The 14,064-nt window shown below is 70.0% G+C and carries 17 protein-coding genes; 7 read left to right on the forward strand and 10 right to left on the reverse strand.

The features are described 5' to 3' along the window. Position 1: 1 nt before the first annotated feature. Positions 2-826: an SDR family oxidoreductase gene (locus D1409_RS09305; RefSeq protein ID WP_123536375.1), complete on the reverse strand. Its 825-nt coding sequence runs from the start codon at positions 824-826 to the stop codon at positions 2-4. Between the two features lie 138 nt (positions 827-964). Between D1409_RS09305 and D1409_RS09310 the strand changes: the two genes are divergently transcribed. Then, complete coding sequence (locus D1409_RS09310) at positions 965-1,528, forward strand: class I SAM-dependent methyltransferase (protein ID WP_123536377.1); 564 nt, start codon at positions 965-967, stop codon at positions 1,526-1,528. Between the two features lie 14 nt (positions 1,529-1,542). On the opposite strand, the gene D1409_RS09315 is transcribed toward D1409_RS09310, so the two are convergent. Further along, complete coding sequence (locus D1409_RS09315; RefSeq protein ID WP_123536380.1) at positions 1,543-2,418, reverse strand: endonuclease V; 876 nt, start codon at positions 2,416-2,418, stop codon at positions 1,543-1,545. Further along, complete coding sequence (locus tag D1409_RS09320; RefSeq protein WP_123536382.1) at positions 2,418-3,365, reverse strand: rhomboid family intramembrane serine protease; 948 nt, start codon at positions 3,363-3,365, stop codon at positions 2,418-2,420. The genes D1409_RS09315 and D1409_RS09320 overlap by 1 nt, the downstream gene beginning before the upstream one ends. Positions 3,366-3,556: 191 nt before the next feature. Between D1409_RS09320 and D1409_RS09325 the strand changes: the two genes are divergently transcribed. After that, positions 3,557-4,132 carry a response regulator gene (locus D1409_RS09325; RefSeq protein ID WP_123536384.1) on the forward strand — a complete coding sequence of 192 codons (576 nt, stop codon included), beginning with the start codon at positions 3,557-3,559 and terminating at the stop codon, positions 4,130-4,132. A 52-nt stretch (positions 4,133-4,184) separates the two neighbouring features. Here D1409_RS09325 and D1409_RS09330 read toward each other — a convergent pair whose 3' ends face one another. The 3 genes from D1409_RS09330 to btuC all read right to left on the reverse strand — a co-directional run bounded on the left by D1409_RS09330 (position 4,185) and on the right by btuC (position 7,539). Then, positions 4,185-5,009 carry a CAP domain-containing protein gene (locus tag D1409_RS09330; protein ID WP_164471619.1) on the reverse strand — a complete coding sequence of 275 codons (825 nt, stop codon included), beginning with the start codon at positions 5,007-5,009 and terminating at the stop codon, positions 4,185-4,187. Positions 5,010-5,089: 80 nt separating this feature from the next. Next, on the reverse strand, positions 5,090-6,442 hold the full coding sequence (locus tag D1409_RS09340) for an ABC transporter ATP-binding protein (RefSeq protein ID WP_235853534.1): 1,353 nt from the start codon (positions 6,440-6,442) through the stop codon (positions 5,090-5,092). Beyond that, the gene (gene btuC / locus D1409_RS09345) at positions 6,439-7,539 is read right to left on the reverse strand and encodes a vitamin B12 ABC transporter permease BtuC (protein WP_123536389.1); all 1,101 of its coding nucleotides are present in this window, start codon (positions 7,537-7,539) and stop codon (positions 6,439-6,441) included. The genes D1409_RS09340 and btuC overlap by 4 nt, the downstream gene beginning before the upstream one ends. A gap of 62 nt (positions 7,540-7,601) precedes the next feature. Between btuC and D1409_RS09350 the strand changes: the two genes are divergently transcribed. The 4 genes from D1409_RS09350 to D1409_RS09365 all read left to right on the forward strand — a co-directional run bounded on the left by D1409_RS09350 (position 7,602) and on the right by D1409_RS09365 (position 10,658). Continuing rightward, entirely contained in the window at positions 7,602-8,834 is a 1,233-nt protein-coding gene (locus D1409_RS09350) for a PGF-CTERM-anchored ABC transporter substrate-binding protein (protein WP_123536391.1), read from the forward strand. An 80-nt stretch (positions 8,835-8,914) separates the two neighbouring features. Further along, complete coding sequence (gene srp19, locus D1409_RS09355) at positions 8,915-9,193, forward strand: signal recognition particle subunit SRP19 (protein WP_123536393.1); 279 nt, start codon at positions 8,915-8,917, stop codon at positions 9,191-9,193. Between the two features lie 19 nt (positions 9,194-9,212). Further along, on the forward strand, positions 9,213-9,440 hold the full coding sequence (locus D1409_RS09360) for an H/ACA ribonucleoprotein complex subunit GAR1 (protein WP_123536395.1): 228 nt from the start codon (positions 9,213-9,215) through the stop codon (positions 9,438-9,440). Between the two features lie 75 nt (positions 9,441-9,515). Further along, positions 9,516-10,658, forward strand: coding sequence for a presenilin family intramembrane aspartyl protease PSH (locus tag D1409_RS09365; RefSeq protein WP_123536396.1), 1,143 nt, complete (start codon positions 9,516-9,518; stop codon positions 10,656-10,658). 17 nt (positions 10,659-10,675) lie between these two features. Here the strand turns inward: D1409_RS09365 and D1409_RS09370 are convergent, their stop codons facing one another. After that, entirely contained in the window at positions 10,676-11,638 is a 963-nt protein-coding gene (locus D1409_RS09370; RefSeq protein WP_235853535.1) for an ornithine cyclodeaminase family protein, read from the reverse strand. A 132-nt stretch (positions 11,639-11,770) separates the two neighbouring features. After that, a complete protein-coding gene (locus D1409_RS09375; RefSeq protein WP_123536400.1) occupies positions 11,771-11,989 on the reverse strand; it encodes a hypothetical protein in 219 nt (72 codons plus the stop codon). Positions 11,990-12,450: 461 nt separating this feature from the next. On the opposite strand from D1409_RS09375, the gene D1409_RS09380 reads away from it, so the two are divergent. Then, positions 12,451-12,618, forward strand: a complete 168-nt coding sequence (locus tag D1409_RS09380; protein WP_164471620.1) for a DUF7331 family protein — start codon at positions 12,451-12,453, stop codon at positions 12,616-12,618. 258 nt (positions 12,619-12,876) lie between these two features. On the opposite strand, the gene D1409_RS09385 is transcribed toward D1409_RS09380, so the two are convergent. Together D1409_RS09385 and D1409_RS09390 are read right to left on the reverse strand one after the other, a co-directional pair. Then, the gene (locus tag D1409_RS09385) at positions 12,877-13,308 is read right to left on the reverse strand and encodes a DUF3054 domain-containing protein (protein WP_123536404.1); all 432 of its coding nucleotides are present in this window, start codon (positions 13,306-13,308) and stop codon (positions 12,877-12,879) included. Between the two features lie 74 nt (positions 13,309-13,382). Further along, entirely contained in the window at positions 13,383-13,955 is a 573-nt protein-coding gene (locus D1409_RS09390; protein ID WP_123536406.1) for a class I SAM-dependent methyltransferase, read from the reverse strand. Positions 13,956-14,064 lie beyond the last annotated feature (109 nt).

Raw genomic sequence — 14,064 nt, forward strand, 5'->3', positions numbered from 1 at the left:
GTCAGGTCACGACCCACCGCACGAGTCGGTAGGCGGCGTCGCGCCAGCGGTCGGGAAGGTGCCGCGTCGCGATCATGACGCTCGCGAGCGTCCCGACCGGGTAGCGGGGATTCGGATCCGACGCGCAGGCCGCGTCGGCGATCACCGCCGCGACTTCGGAGGGGTGGACGCCGAAGTCGCCGCCGCTCCCCAGCACGTTCGTGTCCTCCTGGACCGCGTAGAGGCCCTCGTACGCACCCGAGCGCTCCAGCCGGTCGAACTCCGACTCGGCGCGCGCGCCGAACCGCGTCGCGACGGGTCCCGGTTCGACGACCACCACGTCGACCCCGTGGTCCTCGACCTCCTGCCGGAGCGCGTCGCTCATCGCTTCGAGGGCGTGTTTCGACCCGCTGTACGCGCCGGTGCCGCCGCTGGCGACCCGGCCCTGGACGCTGGAGACGTTGACGACCGTCCCCTGCTCGCGCTCACGCATGTGCGGGAGGACCGCCCGCGTGAGCCGATGTGGCCCGTAGACGTTCACGTCGAACTGGTCGTGGAGGGCGTCGACCGGGACGTCCTCGGTCGGGCCGTACTGGGCGTAGCCCGCGTTGTTGACCAGACAGTCGATGCGACCGGTCTCCGAGACGACCCGCTCGACGACCCGCTCGACGTCGGCGTCGCTCGTCACGTCGAGTTCGGCCGTCTCACACCCCGCTTCGTCGAGGTCCGCCACGTCGTCGGTGTCCCTGGCCGTCGCGTACACCGTCCACTCCCGCCGCAGGAAGTCGACGGCGGTCGCACGCCCGATGCCGGACGAGGACCCCGTTATCAGCGCCGTCTTCGTCATGTCCCCGACGACGAACGCCCACCAGTTAAGTCTCCGCCGTTCACGCGCTCGACCCCGCGACCGGTCGAGGCACGCGCGACCGAACCACCGGCGAGGCACACGCGACCTATTTCCCGTCGCGACCGCTATTGGATGACGATGGGTCACCACACGTTCCCCGCGGCGGACGCGGACAAACTGGAGGACGCGACGATGCGCTATCGCCACTGCTCGGCCGAGGAACTGCACTGGGCGATAGACCCCGACCCGACGGACAGCGTCGTCGACCTCGGCAGCGGAACCGGATTCTTCACCGACGACGTCGCGCCCCACGTCGACGAGGTGTACGCCGTCGACGTGCAGGCGGCGATGCACGACCGCTACCGCGAGAAGGGCGTCCCGGACAACGTCGAACTCGTCACCAGCGGTGCGGACGAGTTGCCCTTCGACGACAGATCGATGGACGCCGCGTTCGCGACGATGACCTACCACGAACTCCCCGGCGCGGCGGTCGAAGAAGTCGCCCGCGTCCTCCGTGCGGGCGGCCGGTTCGTAATCGTCGACTGGACCGCCGACGGTCCCGGCGAGAGCGGCCCGCCGGTGGAGGAACGATACGACGCCGACCACGCCGCCGCGGCCCTCCGCGAGGCCGGCTTCTCCGTCGCGTTCCGCGCGACCCGTTCGGACACGTTCCTGCTGGTCGCGACGCTAGACGGCGAGTAGCTCAGAGAGACGGCTTACGACAGTTCCTCGCGGACCTCGGCTTTCACGTCGTCGGCGTACTGGTCGGCCAGCCGCGTCGGTTCCGGGAGTTTGTACCCGGCCGCACAGGCGAGCGCGACGTCGCTGGCCGTGTCGGCGCTCACCCGGTGGCCGGGGCTGACGATCAGCGGGTTGATGTACCGCTCAGAGTTCTCGAACTGCCGGGTCTGGACGGCGTCGCCGATGTGCGTCCCGGGCGCTGCGGTCTCCACGTCCGCGTCGGCCTCGACGGCGACGCGGGCGCCCGCCAGGAGTTTCCGGTCGAGCGACTCTCGCGGAGTGCCACAGAGCAGGCTCTTGGCGACGCCGACCGTCGGCAGGTCGAGCGTGACGCCGACGTGGGTCGCGATGCCGGCCTCACGGAAGTGGATGCGCCCGCTCCCGTCCAGGAGTGCGAGGTCGGGATCGCGGGAGAGCAACTCGAACGCTGAGAGAATAGCCGTCCCCTCCCGGAAGCTCAGGAGGCCGGGGATGTAGGGGATCTCGACGGGTTCGACGGCGTAGGCGCGTTCGACGACCTCGCCGCCGCGCAGGAGGACGATAGCGCTGACGGCGTGGTCGTCGACGAACGCCTGATCGACGCCCGCGACCAGCGGCGGATCTGTGCTCTCGGCGTCCATAGACTCGGTGCCGTCGCCCTCGTCGCCGCCGACCGCGTCCCCGAGCGCGTCCAGGCTGGTCTGGCCGGCGTCGGTCACTGTCTCGGCGTCACCGTCACGGCAGACCGTCGCGGGGTCGAACGGGAGGTCGTTCGCGAAGACGGCGGTCTCGGCGATCTCGCGCTGGAGCGCCTCCATGTCCTCGCGGGAGAGGGAGGCGTCGGGGACGAACTCGGGGCGGACGACGTCCATCAGAACGGGCCGCGGCCGCCGGGGCCGCCCGGACCGCCCGGACCGCCCGGACCGCCGGGGCCGCGGCCGCCGGCACCGAACTGGAGGTGGTCGGGGACGCGCTGCCGGCCCTCGACGTGCTTGCCGTACAGCAGGCCGATCCCCAGGCCGAGGAGGTGAGCCAGCTGCGCGGTACCGCCGGCACCGATGCCGGTCGTGAGGATCTGGAAGACCGTCCAGCCCGTGTACCCGGCCGTCAGCAGCCACAGCGGCACCGGGAGGATGAAGTAGAGGTACACCCGGAGGTTCGGGTTCAGGACGGTGAGCACGCCCATGATCGCGAGGCCGGCGCCGCTGGCGCCGAGCACGCCGGGGGCGACCTGCGGGATCCCGCCGTTCTGGAGGATCTGGAAGCCGACCTGCCCGAGTCCGGCGAGCGCGCCGCTCCCGAGGAAGAGGAGCGTGAACTCCCGCGACCCGACGTAGTCCTCGACGATGCGGCCGAAGAAGTAGATCACGATGCTGTTGATCCCGATGTGGAACAGCGAAAACGGCGCGTGGGAGAAGACGGAGGTGAACCACGTCCAGACGTACTGCGGGTGGCTCGGCCGGAGGACGAACAGCGTGTTGTGGAACCCCTCCGACACGGCGAGGAGGGCGACGTGCTGGAGGAGGAACGTGACCCACATCGCCGCGAGGAAGACGTAGGTCATGTTCCCCCGGAAGTACCCGAACAGGCTGCCGGGGCCGGTGTCGACGCCGAGTCTCGACGCGATCCCGCCCCGGTCGTCCTCGGCGACGCTGTCGTCGAAGCCGCTATCGAAGACGCCGCCGGGGTCTTCCCAGTTGTCCAGCCCCGGGCACCCGTGGTTCTCGGGGAGGCGATGTTCCGCACAGAACGTGCCGCCGCAGTGACGACACTGGTACGGCATGTTCTCCTGTTTGCCGCACTCGTCGCACCTCGACATTGCCCGAGTTTGGGAGGGTACCGGCAAAGGGATTGTGTTTGGGCCCACCGAGATCGGGTTCGAACACGCCGGGATCGCGTTCGGGCCTACCGAACCCGTTCGGCGCGCGGAACGCCCGAATACGGCACGTATCCGCCGGAGGCTGGCCGGCACCCACGAACTTACATAGCATCGTCGCGTGGTATCGCGCTGTGAACGAGACGAGTACCGAGCCGCGGGTCCTGATCGTCGACGACGAGGCGGAGGTCGCCGACGTGTACGCGCTCCGACTCCGCGACGATTACGACGCGGTGACGGCCTACGGCGGTGAGGAGGCGCTCGACGCCGTCGACGAGACCGTCGACGTGGTGTTGCTCGACAGGCGGATGCCGCAGGTGTCGGGCGACGAGGTGCTCTCGACGATCCGCGACCGTGGCCTGGACACCCGGGTCATCATGATCACCGCCGTCGACCCGGACTTCGACATCGTCGACATGCCGTTCGACGACTACCTCTGCAAACCCGTCCAGAAGGAAGATCTGGTCGCCGCCATCGAACAGCAACTCGCCGCGAGTCGCTACGACGACAGGCTCACCGAGTACCTCGAGGTCACCTCGAAGATCGCCCTCCTCGAGGCCGAGAAGACCGAGACGGAACTCGACGCCAGTGACGAGGTCACGGGCCTGCGCCAGCGCGCCGAGCAGTTGCGCGTGGAGATGGACGACGCGCTCTCGGAGTTCGACGACTTCGAGGCGGCGTTCAACGAGATCAGCCGCCACGCCGAGTGAGTTCCGAGCGCGCACCGAACGATTCTACGGCGAGGTACCCCGACGTGCCCGGTCAGCAGAAGTCCGCAGTGGCGAACACGTCGCCGCGGCGGGTGATGTCGACTCCGACGCCGACTCGGCTGGCGTTCTGACGCGTCAGTCGCGGGTTGTAGGTCGAGGAGTTCCACCACGTGTCGACGAGCGACTCCGCGACTGCTCGCTCGTTCCCGTTGAACTTCCGGTCGCCCTCCTCGTAGTAAGGTTCGCCGGCGACCGTCCGTCCGACGGCCTCGAGCGCGTTGTCGTCGGCGGTCACGAGCGTGTCGCTCTCGGCGGCGGGCCACCGGCAGCGCTCGTACAGGTCGTTGTCGCGGTAGCGGTCGGCGCTGTCCCGCCCGTCGATCCGATGGATCGCCTTCCCCGCGTCGGCCATGTCGACGCTGTGGGTCCGCGCCATCTCGACGATCGGTTCGACGCCCCCGCCGTCGATCGAGAGCGTCGAGAGCCCCACGGCCCGTCGGCGCTCGTTGAGGTACTCGCCGACGTGGCGTTCGATCTCGTGTTCGTCGAACGTGTCGACCGGGACGTCGGTCAGCGCCGGCGTCGCCGTCGGCGTCGGTGTCGGCGTCGCCGTCGGTGTCAACGTCGGATACGGCGTCGGCGTCGCCGTCGGTGTCCCGTCGATAGCGCCCCCCTCCGGCGTCGTCGTCGCCGAGCCCTCCGGCGTCGGTTCGAGCGTCGGCAAGTCCGTCGCCCTGACGTCCGTCACGTCGGGGTCGTCCCCGGTCACCGGCGCGTTCGGCTGGCTCAGTGCGGCCCCCACCAGCACCGCGACGACGACCAGCGCGACGACGCCGCCCCCCGCGACCAGCAGCGTCGGCCTGTTCACGTCGACCATACTCGGCTGTCAGTTCGCCCGCCAATAACTGTTGTGACCCAGTCGGTACCGCGACGCACGGCGGCGCCGACCTGACGGCCTCAGTCGTCGGCCGCGACGGGGTTGTCGAGCGCGCGCCGAACGCCCGCGACGACTGTCTCCGGGGTGGCGGCCTCGGCGGCGTCGACCGCCCCGTCCCCGCGGCTCCGGTCGGCGCCAGACCGCTTCTCGTTCCCCCGCGGGCCGTCGTCCGGGTCCTCGATCCGGACGAGCGCGTCGTGGTCACGGACGAGCGCACGGAGCGCGGCGGGGACTGGCTCGACGACGACCGCCGCGTCGGCCGCGACGAGCAGATCCCGGGCCTCGGCCTCTCGCTCGGCGTCGAGCGTCGTGAAGGCCGGGGCCGTCACCGTCTCGGCGGCGACCTCCCGGGCGGTCGCGGCAGCCACGTCCCCAGCGGGGACGGCGCCGACCGTGACTCGCGCACCGGCCGACGACAGCGCCGCGACGGTCCGGGCGGTCCGCTCACCCGTCCCGACGACGTGGACGGTCGCGTCGAACTCACCTGGTTCCGACAGGGGCGTCACCGCCGGCGTCCCCGTCACCGGGTTGGGCAGGACCGCGGCGTCGGTATCGAAGGCGGTCCCGACGTGCTCGGCGGTCAAGACTTCCTCGGGCGGGCCGACCGCGAGCAGGTCGCCGTCGGCGAGGACGGCGAGGCGGTCACAGAAGCGCGCCGCCAGGTCGAGGTCGTGGATGGCCGCCAGCGCCGCCTTCCCCTCGGAGTCCACCAGGTCGCGGACGAGTTCGAGCGTCCGCACCTGGTGGTTCACGTCGAGGCTCGCCGTCGGTTCGTCGAGCACGAGCGCGGGCGTCTCCTGGGCGAGCGCGCGGGCGAGGACCACCCGCTGGCGCTCGCCGCCGCTGAGCGAGGCGACCGAGCGGTCGCGGAACTGGTCGGTCTCCGTCCGTTCGAGCGCGCGCTCGACGGCCTCGCCCGCGTCCGGGTCGCCGCTGAACCGGCCGTGGTACGGCGTCCGCCCCATCTCGACGATATCCTCGACGGTGAACTCGAAGGCGACCGTCGTGTCCTGTGGCACCGTGGCGACGCGGCGACTCGCCGCGCGGGACGACAGGTCCGCGACGCGTTGGTCGGCGACGCGGACCGACCCCCGGGCTGGCGCGAGCACGCCGTTGATCGCCTTCAGCAGTGTCGTCTTCCCCGCGCCGTTGGGGCCGACGAGACCGACGAATTCGCCGGCCGCGACCGACAGCGACACGTCGTCGAGCACCGTCACGTCGTCGTATCCCATCGAGACGTCGTCGACCTCGATGAGGGAGCCGTCAGTCGCAGGCATCGCCGGCCGGTCGTGTGACGACGGCGTGTCGCGGTCCGCCCCGTCGCCGACGAGCGCGTCGATGGGGTCGGGGAGGTCGGGAAGGTCGAGGCTCACAGCGAGTGCACCTCCCGGGTCCGTAGCAGATAGAGGAAGAAGGGCGCGCCGAGCGCGGCCGTGACGATACCCACGGGCACCTCGACGGGGCCAGCGCGGGCGACGGTGTCGGTCGCGACGAGGAACGCGGCGCCGGCGATGGCGCTCGACGGGAGCAAGATTCGGTGGTCGGGGCCGACGACGAGGCGCATCATGTGCGGGACGACGAGACCGACGAACCCGATGGCGCCGGCGACCGCGACGGCCGCGGCGGTGACGACGCTCGACACCGCGAGCAGGATCCGCTTGGTGCGCTCGACCTCGATACCGAGCGTATGGGCGTCCTCCTCGCCGAGCAGGAGGACGTTCAGGTCCCGCGTGTAGGACAGGAGGACCGCGAAACAGGCCAGCGCGACCGGGGCGGTGACGGCCACGTCCGACCACGCGGCGTTGTGCAGTCGGCCCATCAGCCAGTACAGCGCCTGTTCGAGGCTCTCGCCGGCCTGGAGGAGGAGGTAGGATACGACCGCGCCGAGGAACGTCTGGATCGCCACGCCCGAGAGCAGGAGCGTCGCGACGGGCGTGCGCCCGCCCTCGGTGGCGATGACGTAGACGGCGAAGGCGGCGACGATGGCGCCGACGAACGCGGCGGCCTGGATGCTGAAGGGACCGGAGAACGAGAGGGCGATCGTGGCGACGGCGCCGACCGCTGCGCCCGAGGAGACGCCGATGATCGAGGGGTCGGCCATCGGGTTGCGGAAGAAGCCCTGCATCACGGTGCCGGCCGCGGCCAGCGCGAACCCGACCGCCGCGCCGAGGACGATACGCGGCAGGCGGATCCGCCGCACGATGGTCTCGTCCGTGCTCTCGACGGGGAAGGCGAAGAGGTAGGTGTAGGAGAGATCCGGGACCGGCACCGACAGCGTCGCGCCGAACAGGGCGACGGTGCCGCTGGCGAGGCGGACGCCGGTGGGGACGCCGACGGCGTTGAGCGTCGCTTTCGCGACGACCGGGAGCGCGACCGTGACGGGCCCGATGGTCGCGCTCACGAGCACGACGGCCACGAGCACGCCGGTCAGGCCCGCCGACCACCCGGCCGCCCTGGTCCGGACGTTCATGCTCATCAAGTCTGGTTGGAGTAGGTAAATATTTATTGCAAAGAAGCACAGCCACAGACGCCATGAAAACAGCGACAGCAGTCGTCGGAGTCGCGCTGGTGCTCGTCGCCACGTTCGGGGCGGTCGCGGCCCCGGCGGCGGCGAGCGGTGGATCGGGCATCGGTGCGGACGCGAGCGTCGCGGACTCGCACTGCACCTTCCCGGTCACCAGCACTGACGCGACCGGAACAGAAGTGACGATCGAAGAGGACCCCGATAGACTCGTCGCGCTCGCGCCGAGCGCGGCCCAGATCCTCTGGAGCATCGGTGCCGAGGACGAGGTCGTCGGGATGCCGCAGGACTACAACACGGACTACCTGAACGACACCGACGGGAAGACCGACGTGGTGCAGGACGACGGGACGGTCATCGGCGAGGCGGTCGTCGGGAGCGAACCCGACCTCGTGCTCGCACCGAACGTCGTCTCGAACGAGACCGTCCAGAGCCTCCGCGAGAGCGGGCTGACGGTCTATCGCTTCGAGGCCGCCGCCGACCTCGAGGACGTGAGCTCGAAGATCGAACTGTACGGACGGCTCACCGGCAACTACGACCAGGCGGGACAGACGAGCGCCCGGATGCAGGGCCACGTCGAGGCCGTCCGCGACGCCGTGGGTGACGAGGAGAACCCCGACGTGTTCTTCCACCTCGGTGGCGGCTGGACCGCCAGCGAGAACACCTTCATCGGACAGATCATCGAGGCTGCCGGCGGCGACAACATCGCCGCGGGCGAGATCAACACGAGCAACGGGTACGGCCAGCTCAGCGACGAGGTCGTCGCCCGGGAGGACCCAGAGTGGCTCGTCCTGAACGGCGAGTTCGGGACGGTGCCCCAGACCGCTGCGTTCAACGAGTCGACCGCCGTCCAGGAGGGCAACTTCGTCCGGGTCGACCGGAACTTCATGAGCCAGAACGGGCCGCGAAACGTCCAGCCGCTCAAGCAGATGGCCGAAGCGTTCCACCCCGAGGCGTACGAGAGCGTCGACTTCTCGGCCGTGGAGACGCCCGAACCGGTCTCCTGTACGACGCCGACGCCGACCGAGACGCCCGTGCCCGGCGGGACCGAGGACGTGACGCCGACGGCGACCGACGAAACCGGTGACTCGACGGCAACCGCGACGCCGACGGCGGAGTCCGAGAACGGCGCCGAGTCGCCCGCTGAAGGGGGGACCACCAGCGGCGACGGCCCCGGCTTCACGGCCGCGACCGCGCTGGTCGCGCTGCTGGCGGGTGCGCTGTTCGTGCGCCGACGCCGATAGGACGGACGCGACCCGCTTTTTTCGCCGCGCGTGACGCCGACCGGAAAGACCCTTACGTAGGCGGGTTCTCAGGGCCGCGTATGGTCGAGAACGTCATCTGGCCGGCGGCGCTCGACGCCACCCGCACGCGCAGCGAGGGGCGTCGCGTGTCGACGGATCTTGCGGTCCCGGAGCCGACGGTCGACGAGATAGCCCAGGCCGTCCAGCAGGTCGGCTACGACGCCGTCATCGAGCGCGACATGACCTACCCGCGCGAGTACGAACCTCGCGGGCGCGTCCTCGTCAAGGACGCCGACGACGCCAGCAAGAGCGACCTCCTGGGCGCCGTCGCCGCCTATCTGGGCGTCATCCGCGAATGACTCGCTCCGGAGGACAGTCGTGAAACGCGTCGGCGAAGTCGTTCGGATCGCACAGAACCTCGCCATCGTCCGCGCGCCGGACGACGACCACGTCGACATCGGGACGCCCGTGGTCGACGAGAACCTCGACGACCTGGGCCGCGTCGTGGACGTGTTCGGCCCGGTCGACCGCCCGTACCTGGCCGTCACCACCGATGACGACGTGCATCTCCCCGCTCTCGTCGGCACGCCGCTGTACGCGCGGTGAGGGAGCGATTCTCTGCCGGGCGGGACCGACCTCGCGGGCCGTAACCCTCAAACGCGTCGTGGGCGAGGTGAGACCATGGACCAGCGGACGCGCGCGTACGTCGCCTCGGGGGCCATCGTCGTGATCTTCCTGCTCGTCCAGCTGGGCGCGCTCGCGCTCGTCGACCCCTTCCAGAGCGCGGGGTACCAGGCCGTCGAGGACCCGCAGAACCCGACGAACAGCGTCGTCTACGTGGGCTTCATCCTCGTGATGACCGGCGTCATGCTGGCGATCATCCGCTTCGGCGTCGACTGGCTCCTCCGACTCCTTCTCGTGGGGACGGGCGCCTACATCGGCCTGTTCGTCCTGCGCGTGCTCGTCCCGCCGGTCGTCACCGTCCCGGTCGGCGGCGTGGCGCTCAACGGCCTCGCGTGGGCCGGCGGCGCGGCAATCGGGCTCGCGCTGTGGTTCCACCCCGAGTGGTACGTCATCGACGCCGCGGGAATCCTGATGGGCGCCGGCGCGGCGGCGCTGTTCGGCATCAGCTTCGGCGTCCTCCCCGCGCTCGTCCTGCTCGTCGTCCTCGCGGTATACGACGCGATCAGCGTCTACGGCACCGAACACATGCTCACGCTGGCTTCCGGCGTGATGGAACTCAAGGTCCCGATCGTCCTCGTCGTGCCGCTCTCGCTGTCGTACTCGTATCTCGACAGCGAGACGCCGGCCGCAGTCAGCGACGAAAACGAGGACGAAGACGAGGACATCCCCGAAGTCGTGGAGAGCGACGCCGCCGAAGCGAGCGACGGGTCCGGGACGACGCCCGCGGCGAACGGTGGGCCGGCGGACGAACGAGACGACGGACCGACGGACGACCGAGGCGACGGACGGGCGGGCGCCGGCGCGGAGGCCGACGGGGAGCGCTCGCTGGACCGCGACGCGCTGTTCATCGGTCTCGGCGACGCCGTCATCCCGACGGTGCTGGTCGCGAGCGCGGCGTTTTTCGCCCCGGACTCCGTGCCGACGGTGGACCTGCTCGGGATCCCGGCGACGCTTCCGGCGGTGACCGCGATGGTCGGGACGACCGCCGGGCTCGTCGTCCTGCTGTGGATGGTCCTCAAAGGCCGCCCGCACGCGGGCCTCCCACTCCTGAACGGCGGGACGATCGCGGGCTACCTCGTCGGCGCGCTCGCCAGCGGGCTCACGCTCGCACAGGCGACCGGGATCGCGCCGTACCTGTAGCGGAGCCGTCCGATCGGCTACTCCTCGAAGGCCTGACTCGCCGGCAGGAACTCGATCTCGCGGCCCAGATCCGCCTCGACGGCTCGCTCGTACAGCATGTGCGCGGCGGCGACCGTCTCGATGGCCGTGCCGCCGCTGTCGAACAGCGTCACCTCGTCGTCGCTCGTGCGTCCGGGTTCGACGCCGGCGACGACCTCGCCGAGTTCGGCGTGGACGTGGTCGTCGTCGATCGCTCCCTCCTCGCGAGCCAGCAGGAAGGCCCCCGCGTCGCGGGTGACCCGCTCGCGCAGGTCGGGGACGTAGGTCGAGCGAGCGACCGTCTCCGCGTCGACTTCGCGTTTCTCCGGGTCGTACTGGCCCATGCAGGTGACGTGGGCGCCGTCCTCGAGGTGGGCGCCGTCGAACACCGGTTCCGAGGCGTTCGTGGCGGTTATCACCACGTCGGCGCCCGAGACGGCGGCTTCGCTGGAGTCGACGGCGCGGACCGCAGGGTCGAGGGCGGCGTCCATCTCCTCGGCGAACGACTCGCGGTGCTCGCGCGTTGGGGAGTACACCCGGACCGTCTCGAAGTCACGGACGGTGACCGTCGCGCGGAGCTGGCCACGGGCCTGCGAGCCGGTCCCGACGAGCGCGAGGTCGGTCACCTCCTCGCGAGCGAGCGCGTCGACGCCGACCGCGCCGGTCGCGCCCGTCTTGTGCGGGTTCAGGCTCGCGCCGTCGAACACGGCGAGCGGGGCGCCCGTGTCGGCGTCGAACAGCGGGAGGACGAAGTGAGCGTCGCCGGAGCCGAACCCGCCCGTGTACATGTACCCGCCCATCGCGCCCGTCTCGGGGAGGATGGCGGTGTAGCCGGTGAGCATCCCCGGCGGGTCGCCGCCCAGCAGTCGCGTGCGCGGCCGGGCCGGTGCGCCCTCGCCGCGCTGGCGATACCCGTCCCGGACCACGTCGACGTACTCCGCGGGCGTCGCGAGTCCGGTCACCTCGTCGCTCGACAGAAACCGTGCCGTCTGACATACCCGCCACTAGGTCGAGCGCTGGTTTAGGGATGTGGGAACGAGACGGCGTGGTCGGCAGAGAGAGGGAGAGAAAGACAGAAAACCGACGAACGGAGTTCAGTCGGCGGGCTGGTAGGCCGTCTCGTCCGCCGTCGTGCGCGCGGCGTCGTCGACCGGTCCGTTGACGAACATGGCGTGGCCGATGAGTCCGACCGCGACGACGGAGGCGACCGGGACGGCGGTCGTGAGCGCGAATCCGAACGCCGCGAGGAGGGCCGCGATGCCACCGAGTGCGAGCGGGATGAGGCCGAGCACGAGGTCGTAGTATCGGGTCATAATATACTAGAAACTACGATAGAGTGTTACATAAGTGTTTCTCGAAAGTAGTGCATATCATTCCTTGTTACCCCTGTGTGAATGCTGGGTCACTTTTAAGTATAATCTCCATAACTTATAGAGATTATACCGAACCGATATCGCCGTGCGTCCGCCGCTACCGTTCGATCTCGGAGGGTTCGACAGATCAGGACGGATGTAGTACGTGTGTCCGGTCGTGCCGACCTCGCTCCGAGACCCGTGGGAGCCGACGGACAACCGGTATCAAGAGCGAAAACCGGGGGTGAACGACGGAGCCGTTCCGCGGTCGGGAGCTCGAACCAGTTCGTCGAGATTAGCCGTTAGGACGCTCATAAACCCCATTATCCGAGGTGATACTGTGAGGGCGGGACTTATGGGATGTGACTGGCAACCACGGGATGGAGGGAGAGACGAGACGGCACGGGCCGACTCACGATACTATGACGCACGCCACGGACAACCCAGACGGACGGCAGGAAACGGACGACGAGCGACGACGCTACGCCGAGCTCAACATCGGCGACGAGGAGTTCGTCATCTACGACCGCGAGAACCACCAGGCGTGGATCCAGTCGACAGTAGCCGTCCCTGTGGAGGAGTCGTCGTGACGACGAGGCGTCGGCGAGTCCGCGGCGCGAGCGACCCCCTCCGCTATCTCGAGGCATCGCATCGCTGACCACACCCCATCTGGCATTCACCCCCCACCCCCACCCCTACTCCACCTCACTTCCACCCCCCACCTCAACTTCACCCCACCCCACCCCCCACACCCCATTTCCCTCTCTGCAGTCGGTCTCTCTGCGCGCGGCGGTCCCGCCGCCGCGTCGTTCCTATCGTCCCCCAGCGGCGCGTCCCGATCGCCGCTCTCAGGCGTCAGATCCGACGACAGTCACTGCGACCCGCCAGGGCACCAGGAGTGCAAGCACGACGCCGACGGAGACGAGGAAGAACGTCAGTGCGGCGTTCCCGGGGAAGACGGGAGTGGCACGCAGTCCCTGTGCGACGACCGCGGCGCCGACCCACGCGGGGACCGTCCACGCGATCGCGCGTTTCACCGAGCGACGCGCGTCGACGGTGTAGAGGCCGCCCAGGAACGACGTGATCGCCCACCCGACGACGAACGTGAGGAACGTGGCGAGCACGCGACCCGGTCGGGCCAGCGGGTCGATCCCCTCGTGGCCGGCCGTCACGCCGAGCAGGACGAACGCACCGATACAGGCGAGATCACCGAGTGCCACGAGCGCCGTGAACGGCGCCGGGTCCACGCGGTGTCTGACCGCCGTAGCCACGGATGTCATCGGTCGACACCAGGGCTCGCCGGCCCTTCACTGGTTCGGTGGCATCCCGGCACCCCGCCGCGGCGCGAACCCCCTCAAGAGGGTTTGACTCCCGCTACCGTGTACCCGAACCCGCGGTCGGGCACCGACGCGTCGAACCCGCCCGCCGCGACGCGATCCCGGAGCGCCTCGGCGGCGTAGAACTGCGAGTCGAACCCGACGAGATGCTCGGCCGCCACCAGCCCCCGCCCGCGGAGCGTGGTCGGGTCGAACTCCCGGATCACGAGCACGCCGCCCGGTCGGACCGCCCGCTCGGCCGCCGCTATTACGCCGTCCACGTCGCCCATGTGGTGGAGCGCGTCGACCACGAGCACGGCGTCGACCGACTCGTCGGCGACCGGCAGCCGCGCGGCGTCGCCCTGAACGGTCGCGAGGCCGTGACCGCGGGCCTCCCGAAGCATCCCGCGAGCGGCGTCGACGACTACCGGACGGGGAACGTCGAGCGCTCGCGACGCGCGTCCGGTCCCGCCGCCGACGTCGAGCAGCGTCTCCACCGGCCCCTCGGCGAGGGTCAGTCCCACCCGAAGCGTCTCGGGGTCGGCCGCGTACATCAATCGGTCGTACGCTCGTGCGAACCGATGGAATACCCCCACGTCTCCGAGTGACATGGTCGTGTGTACGGTGCCCCACGGCAAAACGGTGGGCACCGCGGTCCGCCGGAGTCGTCGCCCGGCCCCGGTAGAGGGCGGTCACTGCGTCCAACAGGAGGCCGCCACC

This window comes from Halosimplex salinum, from assembly GCF_003730195.1.
Taxonomy (GTDB): Archaea; Halobacteriota; Halobacteria; order Halobacteriales; family Haloarculaceae; genus Halosimplex; species Halosimplex salinum.

Bases quoted from the DNA above. Each gene is read 5' to 3' on its own strand.
- D1409_RS09305 (WP_123536375.1), bottom strand. From the start codon at position 826: ATGACGAAGACGGCGCTGATAACGGGGTCCTCGTCCGGCATCGGGCGT.
- D1409_RS09310 (WP_123536377.1), top strand. From the start codon at position 965: ATGGGTCACCACACGTTCCCCGCGGCGGACGCGGACAAACTGGAGGAC.
- D1409_RS09315 (WP_123536380.1), bottom strand. From the start codon at position 2,418: ATGGACGTCGTCCGCCCCGAGTTCGTCCCCGACGCCTCCCTCTCCCGC.
- D1409_RS09320 (WP_123536382.1), bottom strand. From the start codon at position 3,365: ATGTCGAGGTGCGACGAGTGCGGCAAACAGGAGAACATGCCGTACCAG.
- D1409_RS09330 (WP_164471619.1), bottom strand. From the start codon at position 5,009: ATGGTCGACGTGAACAGGCCGACGCTGCTGGTCGCGGGGGGCGGCGTC.
- btuC (WP_123536389.1), bottom strand. From the start codon at position 7,539: ATGAACGTCCGGACCAGGGCGGCCGGGTGGTCGGCGGGCCTGACCGGC.
- D1409_RS09350 (WP_123536391.1), top strand. From the start codon at position 7,602: ATGAAAACAGCGACAGCAGTCGTCGGAGTCGCGCTGGTGCTCGTCGCC.
- srp19 (WP_123536393.1), top strand. From the start codon at position 8,915: ATGGTCGAGAACGTCATCTGGCCGGCGGCGCTCGACGCCACCCGCACG.
- D1409_RS09365 (WP_123536396.1), top strand. From the start codon at position 9,516: ATGGACCAGCGGACGCGCGCGTACGTCGCCTCGGGGGCCATCGTCGTG.
- D1409_RS09375 (WP_123536400.1), bottom strand. From the start codon at position 11,989: ATGACCCGATACTACGACCTCGTGCTCGGCCTCATCCCGCTCGCACTC.
- D1409_RS09380 (WP_164471620.1), top strand. From the start codon at position 12,451: ATGACGCACGCCACGGACAACCCAGACGGACGGCAGGAAACGGACGAC.
- D1409_RS09385 (WP_123536404.1), bottom strand. From the start codon at position 13,308: ATGACATCCGTGGCTACGGCGGTCAGACACCGCGTGGACCCGGCGCCG.
- D1409_RS09390 (WP_123536406.1), bottom strand. From the start codon at position 13,955: ATGTCACTCGGAGACGTGGGGGTATTCCATCGGTTCGCACGAGCGTAC.